This is a genomic window from Marinobacter sp. (assembly GCF_044799475.1).
Classification (GTDB): domain Bacteria; phylum Pseudomonadota; class Gammaproteobacteria; order Pseudomonadales; family Oleiphilaceae; genus Marinobacter.
Genome location: NZ_CP085217.1, coordinates 1,141,277 through 1,158,175 on the forward strand (window position 1 = coordinate 1,141,277; position 16,899 = coordinate 1,158,175).

A 16,899-nucleotide genomic window follows, 5' to 3' on the forward strand; every position below is an offset into this window, starting at 1 on the left:
ACAGGCACAAAACACACAAATAACGGGGAAATAGTGCCTGAATCTTCGATTTTTTGCCGGCTAAAACCAAGATAGGCAAAAATCAGCGGTTATTCAGACCTTCCCTTGCTGAAATGTGCTCAGATAAGCCGCGTGCGAAACTTTCGACAGAGCCCGGGTTCGCAGAATCGTGGAAAGGCAGCTAGTATCCCTTTGAAATGGATTGGAAATTTGCACTGTGATTCAGGTCTAGATTGAAAGAGCCGACTGGGTTTAGTGCGAATTCAAACTAATAAGCTGTTATGAGCCTTGGATATATGCGCGGCGTAAACTTTGAAAAGATATTCTTCCATGACTGGGAGAAATGGTCACACAGGCAGATTCCGTCGCATGATCTTGATGTGCCAGAAGGCTTCGGGATATATGGCATTTACATATTGGGAAGTTTTTTTGGTGGGCCTGATGAGATGGTTTTTGATCCGAAAAACATTCCTGAAGAGGTTTTCTACATAGGAATGTCCAGACATGTTGATCAGCGATTAGCGAAGTCGCACACCGCAGTCATGAGTTACAGGGATGCGACAGGGGATCACTCGTGCCAGAATCTTTGGTATGTAAAGGCGTCCTCGGAATGGTCTGGCAATTCTTATACGAGCGGCCCTTTAGCCGGCTCTTACATTGAGTTTTATGAACGAGCACTTATCTTGCAGTACGTTATCACCCATAAGAAGTTGCCGGCACACAACAAGCACTAATGGGCGGATCTCGACGGGTGCGGATCATAACAAGCCAATCAAATTCGTTCCGGCCTTCGGCCTCCACCGGTCGCCCTTGTCAGGGCGCCGTTTATTGCTGGCGTTATGCGGTTGATGTTGGTCTGAATAGAATTTGGGGTAAGCGAATTAAATGAATGTAACTGGAAAAAGTTCAGATCAAGCGGGTCCTGCGACAACCAAGGGGGAGGTTGTGGTAACGGACCCCAAAGACCAGCTTCGGCGCGTGAAAACTGTAGAAAAATATTTTAATGGCTTAGGGTGGAAAGAAATTTTAGGCATACCGATTTTATTGGCTACTCTTTTATTTCTACCTATTTTGTCTTTTTTTGAGCCAGTTATACTTTTCACTCAATCTCTTCCCAATAGCGATGGTGAAAACGCAGCCACACTTTTTGGACGGTTTGGCTCCCTCACTACTATCGGAGCTGTCATAGTTGACTTGTGGATAATCAAGTTGGTTGGCACCTATCAACGTGGAGCTAAAGCCAAATCTGCAGGAAATTACATTTCCCAAAAAGAGGTCAGGCTTCTGGAGCGGTACCAAATGGTAGTCCTCTTTGTCTTGGTGGCGGGCACTTTCATTTGGGGGTTTGGCGATCTATTCGCATAACCAATGAATCAAGCTGACCGTTTTGCGCCGGCGCTCCAAACGGCTGCTTATTCAGGGCGTTAAATTTTCAGGGAGGAGATAACACCGTGCCCTTCACACGTTTCTCTACAATTTTGGCATTGGTTCTAGCAAACCCCGCCTTTGCTGGCTCGTCTCTTTTTCAGCCGAAGGGATTCATCCAAAATGATCAGGGAGAGCAGTGCTGGTATCACCAAAAAGTTGTTGAGGGCTCCCATTACTTTCACGACGGGGTCACCGCAAATATCGGCGTGCTGACCTTTGATGATCAAAGTTGTATGCAAGCATCTGAGTTCGGTCAAACCGTGAACAAAATGATGATCAATAACGTGATTTCTCGGTGGTATTCCCGCGGTGACGCAAATTTCAAAAATCGCGAAAGTGAGCTTTTTCCAACGAGCCTGCTTCAGAAGCGGGGCCAGTGTATACAATCCAAAAAGTATCCGGCCACCGGTATTGTAGTTGATTACGAGGAAAGCCAGGAATCCATAGTCCGTGTTCGCCACGGAATGAGTGCCCAGGGTTGTAAGAAATAATTTAACAAATAGTTCCAGTACGTTCCGGGCCTGAAGGCCCTCCACCGGACGCCCCTGACGGGCCGCCGCTGAACAAAAGCGTTATGTGCCTGGGAAGGTGAGATAGATGGCGTACAAACCACCTACGATTCTCAAGAAATGGGCTAACGACGTGCCCGATGGTGAGCTATACGAAGCGTATGTCACTGACCAAGGTTGCGTCACTTCAGCGGTCGGCAGATTTTCTCATTCTTCCGGTGCCACTACTGTCAGCGTCGGGGATTTTTTGTCAGGCTCAATGCAAGATTTGGTAGCCGATACCATGGGAAGGCAAGTACTAAACGAAATGCTAGAGTTCATCAATGGACTCAGCACATAACAATCGCAGGCACAGCGACGGCTTTTTCATTCCGGCTGCGCCTCCATTACAAAGCCGCGCGTGCTGCGGGCGTTAGCTGTGATTGCCTCACCTAGAAAGTGATACTATAGTGTCACTATTCGTATGATTCAGGGTGAGCCCATGAAAGTTGAGCTTGTTACGAACCTAAAGCGCCAGGCCACAAAGATTCTGGCAGATCTGCACTTATCTAAAGAGCCGATACTGATCACGGAGCATGGTCAGCCATCCGCATACCTTGTTGATGTGCAGGATTATGAGTTTATGCAGCGCCGACTTGAGCTGCTTGAGGGGCTCTCCCGGGGAGAGCGTGCTGTACTGGAGGGAAGAACGTACAGCCAGAGTGAGGCCAGGGAGAAAATGAGTAAATGGCTGAAGTAGTCTGGACGGAGCCGGCCCTTCAAGAACTGGATGCCATCGCCGAGTACATTGCTCTGGATAACCCTGCCGCCGCAAGTCATCTGGTCCGGGAAGTTTTCGATAAGACCGATCGTTTGGAAGATTTTCCCCAATCCGGACGGATTCCTCCAGAGCTCCCTAATTCAGTATACAGGGAGGTAGTAGTTCCACCGTGTCGCATTTTTTATCGTGAGGATGAGCAGCGGGTTCTCGTCCTCTATGTTATGCGAGAGGAGCGGCAGCTTCGTGCGTACATGCTTGGGAACAGCTAACCAGGCGCGTCACTCGGATGCCTTTGTCTCCGCTTCGCTACGTCAAAGTCACCGGTGCGCTTCGGCGTTATGACTTCGGAGAAAGTTAAGAAGTATGGAAATCAAAAAGGCTGTTGCAGGTTTAGGAATATTTATACTCGGTGGTTGTAGTGATTCCAATCCCACTATTGAGCCTCCAACAATTGGAGGTCAGTTAGTGCATCTGCAAGAAAGTGATTATAGCCTGATGGTTCGTTATCGAGATGGCACTTTGATTGAGACAACCGCTACTCTTGTAGATGAGAATGATATGCCGGCATTCATAAAAAGTATGGACGGAGAAATCATCTTCCAAGTTCCCGACTGTGGAAAGCTAACTTTCATCGAGCCAAATTTCGTTTCCGGGGTTATTTTAAAGCCCGACGATGCCTACTTCGCAACAGATTCGAAAGACTGTCCGATACACTTCGGTGCTCTAGAGGATAAGTGGGTGATTAAATAGTCATAACAAAACGCGAAAGGGTGACGGCTTTTATCCGCCGCTTCGCTCAGCGTTAACCGTTTAGGATGAAGCAACATGGAAGGTGAGGCGATTATCGGTTTTCTGCTGATGGGAGCGCTCGTAATCGGAGTGTTTGTCGTCATGCTCAACCAGCAGCAGAAACTGGATGACCCGAACAACACCGAGGTCGTGTATTTAGATCAGCTGCCTCAAGTTTGCGGTCTTGCAGAGCCAGGCAAATTCCGGGTCAAAATCTTCCGCCAGAGTGGCAACCTTCAAAAAGACGATCAATTTTTTACTTCAGTTGGGGATGCAATCAAAACCGCCACTTCCACGTTCAAGCGGGCAAAAATCGATTACGTTGTTATTACAACGAACGAGGAAGCCAATTTCAGCTTTCGTCGCCCCTACCACGACCATCGCGGTGTCAAGGAGGGAAAGAAGGTGGGTAAAGCCGAGATCAGGAGGATGTCGTGACAGCGGTTAATAAATCGCTAAAGTACGTTCCCGGGCTGACGGCCGTCCACCGGACGCCATTGTCAGGGCGCCGCTCAGCTTCGCGTTATGAATCAGCACGGAGAACTCTATGCTCGAATTGAGACCAAATTGCGAGTGCTGTGACAAGGATTTGCCGCCGGACTCCACTGAGGCTGTCATTTGCACATTTGAATGCACGTTCTGTGAGTCTGCGCATCTTGTGTTTTGGGTAATCAGTGTCCCAACTGTGGTGGTAATTTCGTGCCACGTCCTATTCGCCCAGCGTCACTGCTTGGTAAATATCATGCGTCAAAGCAACGTGTGGTAAAGGCCGGTGGTTGCAGCGCTAATTCATAACCAGTCGCAGCAGTACGCGGCCTACGGCTGTCGGACGCCACTGTCGTGGCGCCGCTGTGCTCAGCGTTAGACCCCTAGGGAGAAGGTATGGACCCCATTCTGGGACATGTAATCACCGGCGTTGTTGCGTTGGTTGTTGGGCTAGCTCTGCAAAGGTTCGCGGATAAACCCAAACTTCAGTACTTCATTCCGGGAACGTTCATGTTTGACGTGACTGATCCGAAGGTAACGCTCCAGACTGACTCCCTTACACTGCAAAATGCTGGCAGAAAGGCCGCCACCAATATCGAACTAGTCCATAAGGAACGCCCAGATCACTTTCAGTTTTCTCAGGCAATTTCTTATTCCGAGGACCAAAACCCGAACGGCGAGTACCTGATCAAGATCGCTAGTTTGGGCCCTAAAGAATTCCTTAATATTCAGTATCTCAGCCACATTAAACCGCCTGTTCTGCGCAGGGTAAGGTCAGATCAAGGACCGGCGCAGCTAATCCAAGTTAGGTTCCAGCCCATTTACCCAAAATGGCTAACTGTCGTTGTCGCTGTCCTCATGTTGTCCGGTTTTGGGCTGCTTCTATATTGGGCAATTAAAATGGCACTCTTATTAGGCAAGCTTCTGGCAGGCTCCTGATGGCCAGGTCTAACAAAGCGCTGTTGCCGGACAATTTTTCCACCGCTTTGCGGCTCCAAAATCGCCGCAAAGCTTCGCGTTAAGAGGCAAATGGGCCCAAGGAGATGATTGATGGCGAAGTTCAATTTACTAGTCGGTCTATTATTCGGGAGACTCTACGAGGAGTTTCCGGTTTCTCTCCGCGTAACCCCCGAGCAATTTCTCGATGAGATAGTCGACAAGGAAGATTACGAGGGCTCATTCAATTTCATGGAGTACTTTGAAAGCACTGTTAAGTGGCTTGAGACTGCCGGATATATTTGGGTCGCTCAGGATCTTTCCGATGATGGAGGCCCAGAGTTCGATGTCGTGCTCAGTGAGAAGGGCCTAGAAACTTTGCGAAGGGTGCCTAAATCGCTTGAGGGAACGGCATCCATCGGTGAGCGGCTTTCGATATTTGGGCGGTCAAAGGCTTCAGATGCTGTTGGCACCCTTGTTTCCCTTGCGATTACAAGCGCGGTCAGCGGCAGCGGCATTGCCTCTTAACCAGTCACGTAAGGCGGGCGCGTGAAACGCGCCGCTTCGTTTTTTCGTTAGGCACAAAGGAAAGTATGACGAGCACCCAGGAGACAGAGTTCGCCAACTCCGCCATGCCAATAAACTGGTATGAGGTGGCAAAGCTACTGCATGAGAATGCAACTCAGCTACATGCAGCTCCACAGGGTACGGTGGTTCGTTCCGTAAACGGGAAGACCTATGCCCGATCTACTTCCAATCGATCCGTATTTTTATTGGCGGCCTTTGCGCTGGAGAATCTAATCAAAGCCTTCTTGGTGTATGAGAACCCACATTACATCGAAAATGGCAAAATATCGGGTGCCTTACGAAGTCACAAATTGAGTAACCTCCAGAAAAAATGTCGGAAAATTCCTTCTCCGAAAAGAACTCTCCACGTGTTTGAGACCCTCGAAGATGGTGTGAACTCGTGGGCAAGATACCCTTGCAGTTTGTCTATCGACCAAGAAACAGAAGAACGAATTGTTACGCCAGCCTTTTGGTCGGAATACAACAGAGTGTTTGAACTTTACGGCGAGCGTCTTGAAGTACTGTTGGCCAAGAATTGGAAGGGTCCATTTGGCGAAAGATCAAGCGTCAAGTTTGAGTAGATGGCCTAACCAGGCCAGGCACGGCGACGCCTTTTCCGTTGCGGCTTCGCCTTCACTTCAAAGCCGCGCATGCTGGCGGCGTTATACGTGTATGAGCAACGGATCGTGCCTACTCTGAAAAACATTATTTACTCCACACTGTTTTTCCTCAGTGTCACAATTGGACTATCGGTGTTCGCTGACATTGCCTATATCTATACGCTATGCGGTCTCTCGGGTTGGGTCGCTTTTGGTCACCTAATCACACTTGACGATGACATGCCGGGCGAGTGGAGTAATCCGGAAGGGATCAAGACGATATGGCGTACCTCTTTGGCAATCCTGGCCGTCAAGTTTGCTGTTTTCATAGGGCTGGTGGTTCTGGTCCTGTCGGCGCCCACGTTGGCAAAGTATGGTGCTTAGAGCGTGTTCAAAACGTATAACAATTCGCAGCAGTACGCGGCCTGCGGCCGCCGGACGCCCTTGACAGGGCGCCGCTGTGCTCCGCGTGTGTGCCAGGCATGGCACCAGACTTGTCGGGTGAAAGTCCCGATACCAGGTATTCGCAGAGCCGAAGGTTAGCGAAAGGGCAAGGGCAAACCCGCGAGGGAATGTTTGGAGGAAGCTCAACGCAAAATTGCGGGGTGACGAACAGGAACTGGATATTAGGTGTGACGCCGGCGGGGCCAGTGGGCACGTGACCATTAAGCCCTCCATCTGCAATTGGCCGGCGTTTTATAAATCCAGCATCTACGCAATGAAAGTCTGGTGTCTTACCCTGGGAGATCTCCTGTTGCTGCGCCGGGACGCTGCGTGCAGCTGAAAACCGCTGAGGGTTGAGTGATCGACCCCGACCGCACAGGAGAAGTCAGCAGAAGGCGTAGTACCGCGGATTACTCGGCAGGCATGGCCTGAAGTGAATGTCGGCGGGAAGGCCCGAACGGTGCCCTTTATCGGGCTTAATTGAAGAGAGCAGTCACTGTCGTGATAAGACCCCACACCGCACCGGAAAAACAGCAAACGCTGTCCCTGGAAACAGGGGGTGAAGTGGTGGCTGGATCCGGCAGAGAAGACGCTCCGGTTGTTCACGATCAACTGATGGAACGGGTGCTGGAAAGGGACAACCTGCGCAGCGCGTTCCGTCAGGTCAAACGCAACAAAGGAAGCGCGGGGATAGACGGTATGACCGTTGACGACCTGTCCGCCTTTGTTCAGCAGCATTGGTCCAGAATCAGCGCTCAGCTTCTGGCGGGCAACTACCGGCCCCAGCCGGTCAGACAGGTAGAAATACCCAAGCCCAAAGGTGGCGTGCGCAAACTGGGCATTCCGACCGTACTCGATCGCCTGATCCAACAGGCGTTGCTCCAGGTCTTGCAGGCGGAGTGGGACCGAAGCTTCTCTCATTCCAGCTATGGCTTCCGACCGGGGCGTTCCGCCCATCAGGCTGTCCATCAGGCCCAACGTTATATCAACGAAGGGCACCGGTGGACATGGACCTGGAAAAGCTCTTTGACCGGGTCAATCACGACAAACTGATGAGTCTGGTGAAGCGACGAGTCAGCGATGAACGAGTACTGAAACTGATCAACAGCTACCTCAAAGCGGGTGCTATGGTGGGGGATATCTGGGCTCCGGCCTCGGAAGGCACCCCACAGGGCGGCCCGCTGTCACCGTTATTGGCAAACCTGTTACTGGATGGCCTGGACAAAGAACTGGAAAGACGTGGTCATCGGTTCGTCCGCTACGCGGACGACTGCAATATCTACGTCAAGAGCCAGCGTTCAGGCCAGCGAGTATTGGCGAGCATTACCGGCTATCTACGTCGCCGGTTGAAACTGACGGTGAACGAGGAAAAGAGCGCTGTGGGTCGTCCCTGGGAGCGTGTGTTCCTGGGGTTCACGTTCACGCGCAGCGGTCGGGAAAAGCGTCGCAAGGTGAGCGACGACGCGATACGCCAGTTCAAGTATCGCGTCCGGGCGATCACCCGGCGAACGCGGGGTCGAACCATGCAGACGGTGATCGACGAGTTGGCGGTGTACCTGAGAGGCTGGAAAGGATATTACGGTTTTGCGCAGGTAAAATCGCCGATCCAGGATCTGGAAAAGTGGGTAAGGCGCAAACTTCGATGTTATCACCTGAAGCAGTGGGATCGATCCGGCTACCGCCAGTTGCGAAAGCGCGGAGTGAGTGTAAGGTTGGCTTGGAACACGGCCAAATCCGCTCATGGTCCGTGGCGCATGAGCCGCAGTCCGGGTCTGGCGCAAGCCTTGCCCCGCCAGTACTTCCTGTCGCTGGGTTTACCGGATCTTGTTGAGCGTTGAACCACTCAATCAACCGAACCGCCGTGGTACGTGATCCGTATGCCCGGTGGTGTGGGGGGAGAGGCGCCGTGAGGCGTCTCCCTATCCCGATTAACGCCAAGTGCATCCACTTTCAGCCTCTGGAGCCTATCTAATTTTGGTGTACAGAAATGGTGCATGCCCGACAGCGCCGTGTTTTGAATCAGTGGCTTCAGCCGGTTTCATCGGTATCCCAAGCCGCCGCCAGGCTGGGTACCAATCCTGGCAGCAAGCTTTCCCAGTCTGCGGGGGCTGGGAACATTTTTTAGTATCTGGCTGAATTGATGCCAGCCTTAAATTCAATTTGACAGTGTCGGATATTGAACTGTTAGTGTATATAATCGGATTAAGTGGAATGAAAAATCTCATATTATTTTTAAATAATTTTGGCATAGTCTCGGAGAGTATGTTGGCGTATGCGAAATCTATTTTTGAGCTAGATGAGTTAAAGAAAGGAGACTATTTTATACGAGAAGGAGAGTATGCGAATGAAATAGCTTTTCTCGAAAACGGCGTAGTCCGGGCGTTTTATACTGGCTGCCAAGGAAAGGAGTATAATAAAACATTTTTTGTTGGTCCGGCCATTATTGGCTCTTACGCTGCGTTGATCAGTAAAGAGAAAAACAGATTGCCTCAGCAAGCCTTAACAGATTGTACTATCTGGCGTACAAGATTTGATACCGTTGAGCGGTTATCTGAAAATAATTATGAAATTGAGCACCTGAGAAGAAAGATTGCTGAGAAATTTTTTGTGCAGAATGAAAAGAAGCAGCTGGAGATGGCTTTGCTGGAAGCAAAAGAAAGATATTTAATTTTTAATGCAGAGCATCCTGGAATTGAAGACTTGATTCCACAGTATCATATTGCCTCATATTTAAGCATTAGCCCCACACAGCTGAGCCGTATTCGACAAAAAAAACAGTAACTTTCATGAAGCGTTTACATATGTAAATGCTTTTTCTTTCACAAACCTTCACCTTAGGGCACCTCTATCACTAGTTAGGTTCGAAAAAATGGCACACTTATCATTTTTTACCAAGTTGTTTCTGGTTGCGGCGCTGTGGAATTTAACAGGTGCAATTTTTGGATTTTTTAACACAGCCTTTACATTTGAAGTTATTTTTAACCGTATGATTGAAGATCCTTTGATGCTTGCGGTGTACAAAGGTGCATGGGGAACAACATTAATCTACTTTATTGGCTATCTGATCGTAGCACGCAACCCCGAAAAACATTATGGTATTGTCATAACTGGCGGCATCGGCAAACTAGGTTATATTATAACTTTGTTGCAGCTATATGTTGCTGGTATAGCTTCTCCTATAATTTTTATAATAGTCATTGGTGATAGCATATTTTTAATTTTATTTTCCTACTACTTCTTTCATCTGTTGAAGTCAGCAGATCAAAATTGGGAAAAGACGCTAAATTTCAGAACTGAAAAAATGCTTTAAAGTTGGCACTAGGCATTGTCTGAAAGTTCTCTGACGGCGGGTCAAGACCTATAAAAATAAAAACCGTGTGTTTTGGATCGGCTGTTTCGACGGAGTTCATCGGTATCCGAAATCGTCGGCAAACATGGTGCCAAGCCCTGGCAGCAAGCTTTCCCGGTCTGCAGGGCTGGGTGCTTTTTGCAGTATCCTGCGGAATCGGTACTCGCCTCAAAGGGAGCCTGAGAGTGTGGTCTTTAAAGCGGATTCGCGGTGGTGGAGCAGCAGCGTGGCGGGGATCCAAAAGCAGTAGCCTTCACCCTTGTAGCGTTAACCAGGCCAAGGATGAAGCACCGGGTGGACAGTCCGCAGGGCAAGGAGATCTACAGTCACCGAAAGTCGGTGGTGGAACCGGTGTTCGGCAACATTGGCTCGAAATCGGGTTTTTCTACAGCCTCGTTAGCAGCTACAGCTTCCCTCCAAATCTTGCGGATTGAGTAAAAAAGGAATAATTTGTACTCATGGATGAGTTTGAATTCGACGAAGCCAAAAGCCAGGCCAACCGGGACAAGCACGGTATAGATTTCGGTGCTGCCCAAGGGCTGTGGAAAGACCCATGCCTGCTGGAGATCCGCGCAAAATCAGAGGATGAGCAGAGGTTTTTGCTGATAGGCAAGATTGATGAAAAGCACTGGTCGGCTGTCGTCACATACAGGGATGCTCGTATTCGTGTGATTTCAGTCAGACGTTCCCGTAAGAAGGAGGTTGATCTCTATGAAAGCTAAAGACTTCGACAAGAAATTTGAGGAAGGCCAGGAAGATATTGTCGATGACCTCGATCTGTCCTCTGCTCGCCGCGTTAATCAGGAACAAAAGCGAATCAACGTCGATTTCCCGGCTTGGGTTGTCGAGTCGTTGGATCGTGAGGCTGCGCGCATAGGCGTTACCCGTCAATCGATCATCAAGGTGTGGTTGGTGGAGCGTCTTCAGGCAGAATCTGCTAACAAGCCGCTCAATGGTGACGCCGCAGGCGGCGCACATTAGCGGAGCGTTATGGGGAGACGCGTTCGTCTTGACGTACGTACTTAAAGGCGTACAATTAATCAAAAGTTAAACACGCAAGAGGTGCGTCATGACCGGAATCACAGCAACTGAGGCGCGCAGCAACCTTTATCGGTTGATTGACGAGACCGCCGAGTCCCACCAACCAATCGTCATTATGGGTAAACGGAATAAAGCTGTCCTGGTTTCTGAAGAAGACTGGTCGGCCATTCAGGAAACGCTTTACCTTCTTTCTGTACCGGGTATGCGGGAGTCTGTTCGTGAGGGGATGGACACCCCGGTGGATGAATGCGATGAGGAGCTGGACTGGTGACATGGAAGTTGGTTTACACCAAGCAAGCCCAGAAAGATGCAAAGAAGTTGGCCTCCAGCGGCCTTAAACTAAAAGCTCAGGGACTTTTAGTGCTGATAGCGGAAGATCCATACCGCAAGCCGCCTCCGTTTGAGAAGCTCATTGGCGATCTCACGGGGGCCTATTCACGCCGCATCAATATTCAGCATCGTCTGGTCTACCAGGTGCTCGAAGACGAGCAGGTGGTGAAAGTTCTCAGGCTCTGGAGCCACTACGAATAATACATAACCAGCCGCTGTTGCCGGACAATTTTCCCACCGCTTCGCGGCTACAAAATTGCCGCAAAGCTCTGCGTTAAATTTTTTTGCTGACCCTCATCGACTATGCTGTAATACAATGTAGTAACCCGCATTGGAGGTACAGTTATGAGCGTCACTACCGTTCGTCTTCAGGCAGAAGTTGAACAGCACCTGGAAGCAATCGCCGGCAGACTCCATCGGAGTAAAGGCTGGGTGATCAATCAGGCACTATCAGAATACATTGAAAAGCAGCAGCGTGAGCAGGAGCGTTGGCAGCAAACGCTAGAGGCAATGGAGTCGGCTGCCCAAGGAAAGGTAGTCGATGCTAGCGAGGTCCATGGTTGGCTCAATAGCTGGGGAACCGAAAACGAGCAGGATGCGCCGAGGTCAGGTAAGTGAAACTGGTTTACACGGACGAAGCCATTGAAGATTTGAAGCGCCTCAGGGAGTTTATCGCAGTTCACAATCCTCCTGCGGCAGGCAGGATAGCCGCAGAACTGGTTAGCAAAATCGAATTACTACCAGACTTCCCCAGAATTGGAACACCGGTTGAATTGGCGCCGGTACCTGATTCCATCCGCGACATGGTTTTTGGCAAGTATGTTGTCCGCTATTCAGTACATGTGAGTGCCATCATCATTTTACGGGTATGGCATGAGCTGGAGGGTGAACGGTAGCAATTTAACCAGCCGCTGTTGCCGGACAATTTTCCCACCGCTTCGCGGCTCCAAAATTGCCGCAAAGCTCTGCGTTAAATGCCGGTGATAGCCAGGTCCAGAGCTCCAACAATCTGGTCTCTGAAATGTGAGAGGGAGCCAATGGGGCTCTTGAGATGTTTTTCAGGCACGGAGGAAATTTGCGGAGTTAACAGCAACAGCTCCTGATCGGCAAAGCTGATTTCCGGAGTGAGCCCTTGCATGGCTTCGCCACCGAAGGCAGAACGTTTGCCCAAAGGGATAACAATGCGAGTTGCCAAACCGCTCAGGAGGCTGCTCTGAATATCCACAAGGTAAGGGTAGTGAGTCTTGCTGATTTTGCTCGGGTTGGGGTACACATCGAACTGTGCCATCAGAACTCCCTGAACTCGTCGCCGAAGCATCCATGTTGTTCGACGAAATCGTTGTAACTTTTTATCGCAGTGCGATTTTCTTCAACCCATTGTGCGGCTTGGTGTTTCGAAAGCTCTTCTTTCAGAGCTCGTTCCAGGGTGGCAGACAAGTTAATGTTCAGTTCCCGGGTTTTACGCAGCAGATCGCTATTGATTGAGAGGTTCGCTGCTTTTTTGGGGGCGGCTGAATTATAGAGTTCGGCCATGAGGGCCTCCAAGTAGATTTTTAATGCACAGTTTGATCTTATGCGCATGGATATGCGCATGCAAGCATTTAACTAGTGGCTGTTGTCGGACGTGCCTACGCTGGCGCTCCGTCACGGCGCAAAGCCAAGGCGTTATGTGTCAGGTCCAGCAGCTCTGAATGAGTCCCCACAGGGTCTACAAAGAATGAAACTTTCGACGTATCGCCAGTCTGATCAACGGGAAATCGAGGCCTTGTTCACCCGGACCTTCTCTGATTCAGAGGGGCGGGAGGAAGGAGAGTCGATTGGGCATTTGACGCTTGAACTGATGGCCCGGGCTGAAAAGGAAGATCTATTCGGTTTTATTGCCACCGAACCAGGGCAGATAGTCGGCTGTATCTTTTTTACCAGGCTGTCGTTCGACTCCCCGATTAAGGCTTTTCTGTTGTCACCGGTCGCCGTCGATACAGGTCATCAAGGTAAAGGTATTGGCCGAAAGCTCATTAATTTTGGAATCAATCGATTAAATGAACTGGGCGTTGAACTCATATTTATCTACGGCGATCCGGACTATTATTCAAAAATGGGCTTCAAGCACGTACCTCAAGAGGTTGTGAAGGCACCATTTGAACTAGCTTATCCAGGCGGCTGGTTGGGCCAGTCCTTAAATGGGCGCGGTATCAAGCCCCTGTCTGGAAGGGCCCGGTGCGTTGAGGCATTCAACGACCCTCGGTATTGGTGAGCCCAAGTGGCGGGTGGTGGATCACATAACAATTCCCGTCAGGCGGACGTCCCTGACGGGCCGTCGCTTCGCTGCGGTATTGTCACCGGGGATGGCGGGCGTCAGGACGGGAATCATGAAGCCGAAAATCAGCGTTATCACGCTTGGTGTGGGTGATCTGGGTAGGGCCACTCGTTTCTATGCCGAAGGTCTGGGTCTGCCAAAGTACGAGTTTGAGGGCGGCAACATATCCTTTTTCAGTCTGGAAGGCACCTGGTTAGCGCTCTACCCGCGGGAGGAATTGGCTAAGGACATTGGGATAGCCACGCCCACTCAGGTTGGCTTCTCCGGCATTACGCTGGCCCACAATGTTGCAAGCAGGTCAGAAGTTGATGCTGTACTTAGTCAGGCAGTATCCGCAGGCGCGGAACTTATCAAACCGGCGGAGGACGTTTTCTGGGGCGGTTACTCCGGTTACTTTCAGGATCCGGAAGGTCATTACTGGGAAGTAGCCTACAACCCTTATCAAGACCTGACGTAATGGCGGAATCATCGGCAGTTCCTGACAATCACAGTCACGGCACTCCATTACGGCTTCGCCTGCATTCCGCAGCCGCACGTGCTGTTGGCGTTAAATCAGTAGTGATACCGAAGCTGGGCAATAAGCAAAGCGTCATCCGTGACCTTGTAGACCATTCGGTGTTCTTCGTTGATTCGCCGAGACCAGTAACCGGCGAGGCTGTGTTTGAGGGGCTCGGGTTTACCGACACCTTCAAAGGGTTCTCGTTTGGTCTCCTTGATCAGCTTGTTGATTCGGTTAAGTATCTTTTTGTCAGTTTTCTGCCAGTACAGATAGTCTTCCCAGGCGTTCTCGGAGAAGACGAGTTTCATTCAAGAAGTTCCTTTTGCTGACCACCGCCTTGCTCCAGCTCGGCAACGGATTCCAGCAAACGACGGGCGTTCTTTGGTGCGCGCAGGAGATAGGCGGTCTCTTGCAACGCCTCGTAGTCCTCAAGAGAGATCATGACCACGGACTGTGATCTGCTCCGGGTGATGATCACGGGGGAATGGTCTTCACAGACCTGCTCCATGGTTTTTGCCAGATTGGTTCTGGCGGCTGTGTAGCTAATGGCATCCATAAGGTTGCTCCTGTACAGGATATTGATCATGGTCAGGATACCGTACGTCAAAGGATTTAACAATCGGCTGCACAGCGATCGATTTTCCGCCGCTTCGCGGCTCCAAACCTGCGCGTGAACCGGCCGTTATAGGCCAGGCATCGTCGAAGAAGGAGAAAAAGTATGGGTCCTGAACATTTTGGCTGGGGCGGTTGGTGGGTGTTCCCCGTTGTCATGCCGCTGGTTATGATTATTTTTCTCATCATTGTTCTTTACATTGTGTTTGGAGGAGGTGGGCCCAGGCTCCCGTGGTGGAACAACTCTGAAGGATCGTCGAACCAGAATAAGGATTCTGAAACGGCGATAGACATAGTCAAGAAGCGCTACGCCAGGGGTGAGATCACGCGAGAAGAGTTTGAGCAGGTCAAAAAAGATATCGAGAGCTAACCGGAGGAAGCATGCGAAAAAATTGCCGCAAAGCTCGGGTTAGGCGTTACAGGAGCAATCGATGCTGTCGGTAGTCGCTTTAAAGGCATTGGTGGTTTGGGCCGGCATTCTCGTTCTCGCTATTGCCAATGGAGCATTGCGTGAGTCTGTACTTATACCAGGGCTTGGGGTGCCGGCCGCACTCGTGTTGAGCGGGTTGCTGCTTTCGGCCATGATCATTGGTGTGGCGTACCTATCGCTTCCGTGGCTGGGAATTGGCGGGCCCTTTCAGCTCTGTGTCGTCGGGTTGGGCTGGCTCGCATTCACGCTCCTCTTTGAGTTTTCCTTCGGGCTCTGGCAAGGCAAGTCGTGGTCAGAGTTGCTAGAGGCATACACATTCAAGGGCGGCAATCTCTGGCCTGTTGTCCTCACGACAACGGCACTTGCACCGTACATTGCCGCAAAACTGAGGGGCGGGGTTTAGTAAGCCTGACCATCCCAGACACGGCGATGCCTTTTTCGTTGCGGTTTCGCCTCCACTCCAAAACCACGCATGCTGGCGGCGTTGGACACTAAAGGAATCGTTGTGGAGACATTAGAGCTAAAAATTCCACCAGTTGTTCAAGTGCTGATCATCGCTGGCCTCATGTGGACGTTGGCGGCCACGTTGCCGGCTGCAGGCTTCACGTTTTCCGCAACTCCGCTTGTAGCACCAGCGGTTGCAATAGCCGGTGTAGTTTTCGCATTGCTTGGCGTGTTGGAATTTCGGTCCGCGGGTACAACCGTTGATCCAAGAGTGCCAGACCAATCAGTCAGCCTTGTCGTTCGCGGGGTCTATCGAATAAGCCGAAACCCGATGTACGTTGGTTTCTTGCTCGTGCTGACTGGTTGGGGAGTTTTTCTGTGCAATGTCGCAAGTCTTATGCTGCTTCCGGTCTTCGTCATTTATATGAATCGGTTTCAAATCATCCCGGAAGAGCGGCACATGCACGAGAAGTTTGGCGAGGCCTACCGTCAGTACGAAAAAGCGGTTCGCCGGTGGGTTTGATGTCCAACAAGGCCATCATGGATCTTCCGGGCTTTTGGCCTTCCAGAGTCGTCGCTGTGCTTCAGCGTTAGCCGCGAGGGAGGATGCGCATATCGATAACCTGGCCTGGATTGTCACCGGTGGACTTCTCATGAGCGGCATCGCTTTGGTGGGCAGTATTACCATACTGCTCAAACCGGCCGCCCTCGATCGTCTGCTGCTTCCCTTTGTCTCACTTGCAGCGGGAACACTGCTTGGTGGCGCCCTGTTTCACATGGTGCCTGAAGGTTCCGCCGCTCTCGAACCGTTGCTGGCCAGCGTGTGGCTGGCTGCCGGTTTTGCCACCTTTCTGGGGTTGGAGCTGTTTCTTCACTGGCATCACTCACACCGTTCCCAGCGCTCAAGGCGTCAACCAGTAACCTATCTGATCCTTATTGGCGATGCAGTTCACAATTTCCTCGGTGGGCTGGGAATTGCCAGTACCTTCCTGATTAATCCCACTGCCGGCATTACAGCCTGGGTGGCGGCGGCAGTCCACGAGGTTCCACAGGAGTTGGGCGACTTTGGCATTCTGGTGCGCGGTGGCTTTCCCCGACGAAGTGCTTTGCTGTGGAATTTACTCTCGGGATTGACTTTCCCCCTGGGAGGTCTGGTGGCTTACTTTACGGCGCAACAGTTTGAAGTGTCCGGCCTTGTACTCTTTGGCGCAGGCAACTTCATTTACATTGCAGCTTCCGACCTGGTACCGGAGATCAAAACACATCAAAGCTTCCGTGCCGCCGCCACGCATTTCGGTTTCTTTGGGGTCGGGATGGCACTGACCCTATTCCTCGCGATGTGGAATGCATGAACACGGC

At 50.9% G+C, this 16,899-nt stretch carries 31 protein-coding genes and 2 pseudogenes; 29 read left to right on the forward strand and 4 right to left on the reverse strand.

Annotated features, from left to right (window positions below; translation table 11 throughout):
* Positions 1-296: 296 nt before the first annotated feature.
* The 23 genes and pseudogenes from LG327_RS05255 to LG327_RS05365 all read left to right on the forward strand — a co-directional run bounded on the left by LG327_RS05255 (position 297) and on the right by LG327_RS05365 (position 12,134).
* Complete coding sequence (locus LG327_RS05255) at positions 297-734, forward strand: hypothetical protein (protein ID WP_404366764.1); 438 nt, start codon at positions 297-299, stop codon at positions 732-734.
* Between the two features lie 151 nt (positions 735-885).
* Positions 886-1,365, forward strand: coding sequence for a hypothetical protein (locus LG327_RS05260; RefSeq protein WP_404366766.1), 480 nt, complete (start codon positions 886-888; stop codon positions 1,363-1,365).
* Between the two features lie 86 nt (positions 1,366-1,451).
* The gene (locus LG327_RS05265; protein WP_404366769.1) at positions 1,452-1,919 is read left to right on the forward strand and encodes a hypothetical protein; all 468 of its coding nucleotides are present in this window, start codon (positions 1,452-1,454) and stop codon (positions 1,917-1,919) included.
* A gap of 499 nt (positions 1,920-2,418) precedes the next feature.
* Complete coding sequence (locus LG327_RS05270) at positions 2,419-2,676, forward strand: type II toxin-antitoxin system Phd/YefM family antitoxin (RefSeq protein ID WP_022992576.1); 258 nt, start codon at positions 2,419-2,421, stop codon at positions 2,674-2,676.
* On the forward strand, positions 2,664-2,966 hold the full coding sequence (locus LG327_RS05275; RefSeq protein WP_404366775.1) for a type II toxin-antitoxin system RelE/ParE family toxin: 303 nt from the start codon (positions 2,664-2,666) through the stop codon (positions 2,964-2,966). Before LG327_RS05270 ends, LG327_RS05275 begins: the two co-directional genes overlap by 13 nt.
* Positions 2,967-3,060: 94 nt before the next feature.
* On the forward strand, positions 3,061-3,447 hold the full coding sequence (locus tag LG327_RS05280; protein ID WP_404366778.1) for a hypothetical protein: 387 nt from the start codon (positions 3,061-3,063) through the stop codon (positions 3,445-3,447).
* A 75-nt stretch (positions 3,448-3,522) separates the two neighbouring features.
* Complete coding sequence (locus LG327_RS05285; RefSeq protein ID WP_404366780.1) at positions 3,523-3,924, forward strand: hypothetical protein; 402 nt, start codon at positions 3,523-3,525, stop codon at positions 3,922-3,924.
* Positions 3,925-4,033: 109 nt separating this feature from the next.
* Positions 4,034-4,281: pseudogene (locus tag LG327_RS05290) on the forward strand (DUF1272 domain-containing protein).
* Between the two features lie 87 nt (positions 4,282-4,368).
* The gene (locus LG327_RS05295; RefSeq protein WP_404366783.1) at positions 4,369-4,911 is read left to right on the forward strand and encodes a hypothetical protein; all 543 of its coding nucleotides are present in this window, start codon (positions 4,369-4,371) and stop codon (positions 4,909-4,911) included.
* Positions 4,912-5,022: 111 nt separating this feature from the next.
* The gene (locus LG327_RS05300; RefSeq protein ID WP_404366786.1) at positions 5,023-5,436 is read left to right on the forward strand and encodes a hypothetical protein; all 414 of its coding nucleotides are present in this window, start codon (positions 5,023-5,025) and stop codon (positions 5,434-5,436) included.
* A 65-nt stretch (positions 5,437-5,501) separates the two neighbouring features.
* Positions 5,502-6,056, forward strand: a complete 555-nt coding sequence (locus LG327_RS05305; protein WP_404366788.1) for a hypothetical protein — start codon at positions 5,502-5,504, stop codon at positions 6,054-6,056.
* A gap of 105 nt (positions 6,057-6,161) precedes the next feature.
* Positions 6,162-6,458: a hypothetical protein gene (locus LG327_RS05310; protein WP_404366791.1), complete on the forward strand. Its 297-nt coding sequence runs from the start codon at positions 6,162-6,164 to the stop codon at positions 6,456-6,458.
* 759 nt (positions 6,459-7,217) lie between these two features.
* Positions 7,218-7,879: pseudogene (locus LG327_RS05315) on the forward strand (reverse transcriptase domain-containing protein); the annotation flags it as partial.
* A gap of 162 nt (positions 7,880-8,041) precedes the next feature.
* Positions 8,042-8,356 (forward strand): group II intron maturase-specific domain-containing protein, encoded by a 315-nt coding sequence (locus LG327_RS05320; protein WP_404369238.1) that lies wholly within the window; start codon positions 8,042-8,044, stop codon positions 8,354-8,356.
* Between the two features lie 373 nt (positions 8,357-8,729).
* Positions 8,730-9,299, forward strand: a complete 570-nt coding sequence (locus LG327_RS05325; RefSeq protein WP_404366794.1) for a Crp/Fnr family transcriptional regulator — start codon at positions 8,730-8,732, stop codon at positions 9,297-9,299.
* Positions 9,300-9,387: 88 nt separating this feature from the next.
* Positions 9,388-9,828, forward strand: a complete 441-nt coding sequence (locus tag LG327_RS05330) for a hypothetical protein (protein WP_404366797.1) — start codon at positions 9,388-9,390, stop codon at positions 9,826-9,828.
* 321 nt (positions 9,829-10,149) lie between these two features.
* Positions 10,150-10,305 carry a transposase gene (locus LG327_RS05335; RefSeq protein WP_404369241.1) on the forward strand — a complete coding sequence of 52 codons (156 nt, stop codon included), beginning with the start codon at positions 10,150-10,152 and terminating at the stop codon, positions 10,303-10,305.
* 20 nt (positions 10,306-10,325) lie between these two features.
* Positions 10,326-10,589: a BrnT family toxin gene (locus tag LG327_RS05340; RefSeq protein ID WP_404366800.1), complete on the forward strand. Its 264-nt coding sequence runs from the start codon at positions 10,326-10,328 to the stop codon at positions 10,587-10,589.
* A complete protein-coding gene (gene brnA / locus LG327_RS05345) occupies positions 10,579-10,848 on the forward strand; it encodes a type II toxin-antitoxin system BrnA family antitoxin (protein WP_074396173.1) in 270 nt (89 codons plus the stop codon). The genes LG327_RS05340 and brnA overlap by 11 nt, the downstream gene beginning before the upstream one ends.
* A gap of 88 nt (positions 10,849-10,936) precedes the next feature.
* Positions 10,937-11,179 (forward strand): type II toxin-antitoxin system Phd/YefM family antitoxin, encoded by a 243-nt coding sequence (locus LG327_RS05350; protein ID WP_149600852.1) that lies wholly within the window; start codon positions 10,937-10,939, stop codon positions 11,177-11,179.
* Positions 11,176-11,439: a Txe/YoeB family addiction module toxin gene (locus LG327_RS05355; protein WP_404366804.1), complete on the forward strand. Its 264-nt coding sequence runs from the start codon at positions 11,176-11,178 to the stop codon at positions 11,437-11,439. The genes LG327_RS05350 and LG327_RS05355 overlap by 4 nt, the downstream gene beginning before the upstream one ends.
* Positions 11,440-11,583: 144 nt before the next feature.
* Positions 11,584-11,856 (forward strand): CopG family ribbon-helix-helix protein, encoded by a 273-nt coding sequence (locus LG327_RS05360; RefSeq protein ID WP_271979996.1) that lies wholly within the window; start codon positions 11,584-11,586, stop codon positions 11,854-11,856.
* Positions 11,853-12,134, forward strand: a complete 282-nt coding sequence (locus LG327_RS05365; RefSeq protein ID WP_404366807.1) for a type II toxin-antitoxin system RelE/ParE family toxin — start codon at positions 11,853-11,855, stop codon at positions 12,132-12,134. Before LG327_RS05360 ends, LG327_RS05365 begins: the two co-directional genes overlap by 4 nt.
* 74 nt (positions 12,135-12,208) lie before the next feature.
* Here LG327_RS05365 and LG327_RS05370 read toward each other — a convergent pair whose 3' ends face one another.
* Both LG327_RS05370 and LG327_RS05375 read right to left on the reverse strand, forming a co-directional pair.
* Positions 12,209-12,526, reverse strand: coding sequence for a CcdB family protein (locus LG327_RS05370; protein ID WP_404366810.1), 318 nt, complete (start codon positions 12,524-12,526; stop codon positions 12,209-12,211).
* Complete coding sequence (locus LG327_RS05375) at positions 12,526-12,771, reverse strand: type II toxin-antitoxin system CcdA family antitoxin (RefSeq protein WP_404366813.1); 246 nt, start codon at positions 12,769-12,771, stop codon at positions 12,526-12,528. The genes LG327_RS05370 and LG327_RS05375 overlap by 1 nt, the downstream gene beginning before the upstream one ends.
* Before the next feature lie 184 nt (positions 12,772-12,955).
* Here LG327_RS05375 and LG327_RS05380 point away from each other — a divergent pair, with 184 nt between their 5' ends.
* Positions 12,956-13,492, forward strand: a complete 537-nt coding sequence (locus LG327_RS05380) for a GNAT family N-acetyltransferase (protein WP_404366816.1) — start codon at positions 12,956-12,958, stop codon at positions 13,490-13,492.
* A gap of 115 nt (positions 13,493-13,607) precedes the next feature.
* On the forward strand, positions 13,608-14,012 hold the full coding sequence (locus LG327_RS05385) for a VOC family protein (RefSeq protein WP_404366819.1): 405 nt from the start codon (positions 13,608-13,610) through the stop codon (positions 14,010-14,012).
* 95 nt (positions 14,013-14,107) lie between these two features.
* On the opposite strand, the gene LG327_RS05390 is transcribed toward LG327_RS05385, so the two are convergent.
* Both LG327_RS05390 and LG327_RS05395 read right to left on the reverse strand, forming a co-directional pair.
* The gene (locus tag LG327_RS05390) at positions 14,108-14,362 is read right to left on the reverse strand and encodes a Txe/YoeB family addiction module toxin (RefSeq protein WP_404366821.1); all 255 of its coding nucleotides are present in this window, start codon (positions 14,360-14,362) and stop codon (positions 14,108-14,110) included.
* Entirely contained in the window at positions 14,359-14,610 is a 252-nt protein-coding gene (locus LG327_RS05395) for a type II toxin-antitoxin system Phd/YefM family antitoxin (RefSeq protein ID WP_404366824.1), read from the reverse strand. Before LG327_RS05395 ends, LG327_RS05390 begins: the two co-directional genes overlap by 4 nt.
* Positions 14,611-14,772: 162 nt before the next feature.
* Here LG327_RS05395 and LG327_RS05400 point away from each other — a divergent pair, with 162 nt between their 5' ends.
* From LG327_RS05400 to LG327_RS05415, 4 genes are all read left to right on the forward strand, one after another.
* Positions 14,773-15,036, forward strand: coding sequence for an SHOCT domain-containing protein (locus LG327_RS05400; RefSeq protein ID WP_404366827.1), 264 nt, complete (start codon positions 14,773-14,775; stop codon positions 15,034-15,036).
* 61 nt (positions 15,037-15,097) lie between these two features.
* Complete coding sequence (locus LG327_RS05405) at positions 15,098-15,499, forward strand: hypothetical protein (protein ID WP_404366829.1); 402 nt, start codon at positions 15,098-15,100, stop codon at positions 15,497-15,499.
* Positions 15,500-15,601: 102 nt separating this feature from the next.
* The gene (locus LG327_RS05410; RefSeq protein ID WP_404366832.1) at positions 15,602-16,063 is read left to right on the forward strand and encodes a methyltransferase family protein; all 462 of its coding nucleotides are present in this window, start codon (positions 15,602-15,604) and stop codon (positions 16,061-16,063) included.
* A 130-nt stretch (positions 16,064-16,193) separates the two neighbouring features.
* Positions 16,194-16,892, forward strand: a complete 699-nt coding sequence (locus LG327_RS05415; RefSeq protein WP_404366835.1) for a ZIP family metal transporter — start codon at positions 16,194-16,196, stop codon at positions 16,890-16,892.
* The last annotated feature ends 7 nt before the right edge of the window (positions 16,893-16,899 follow it).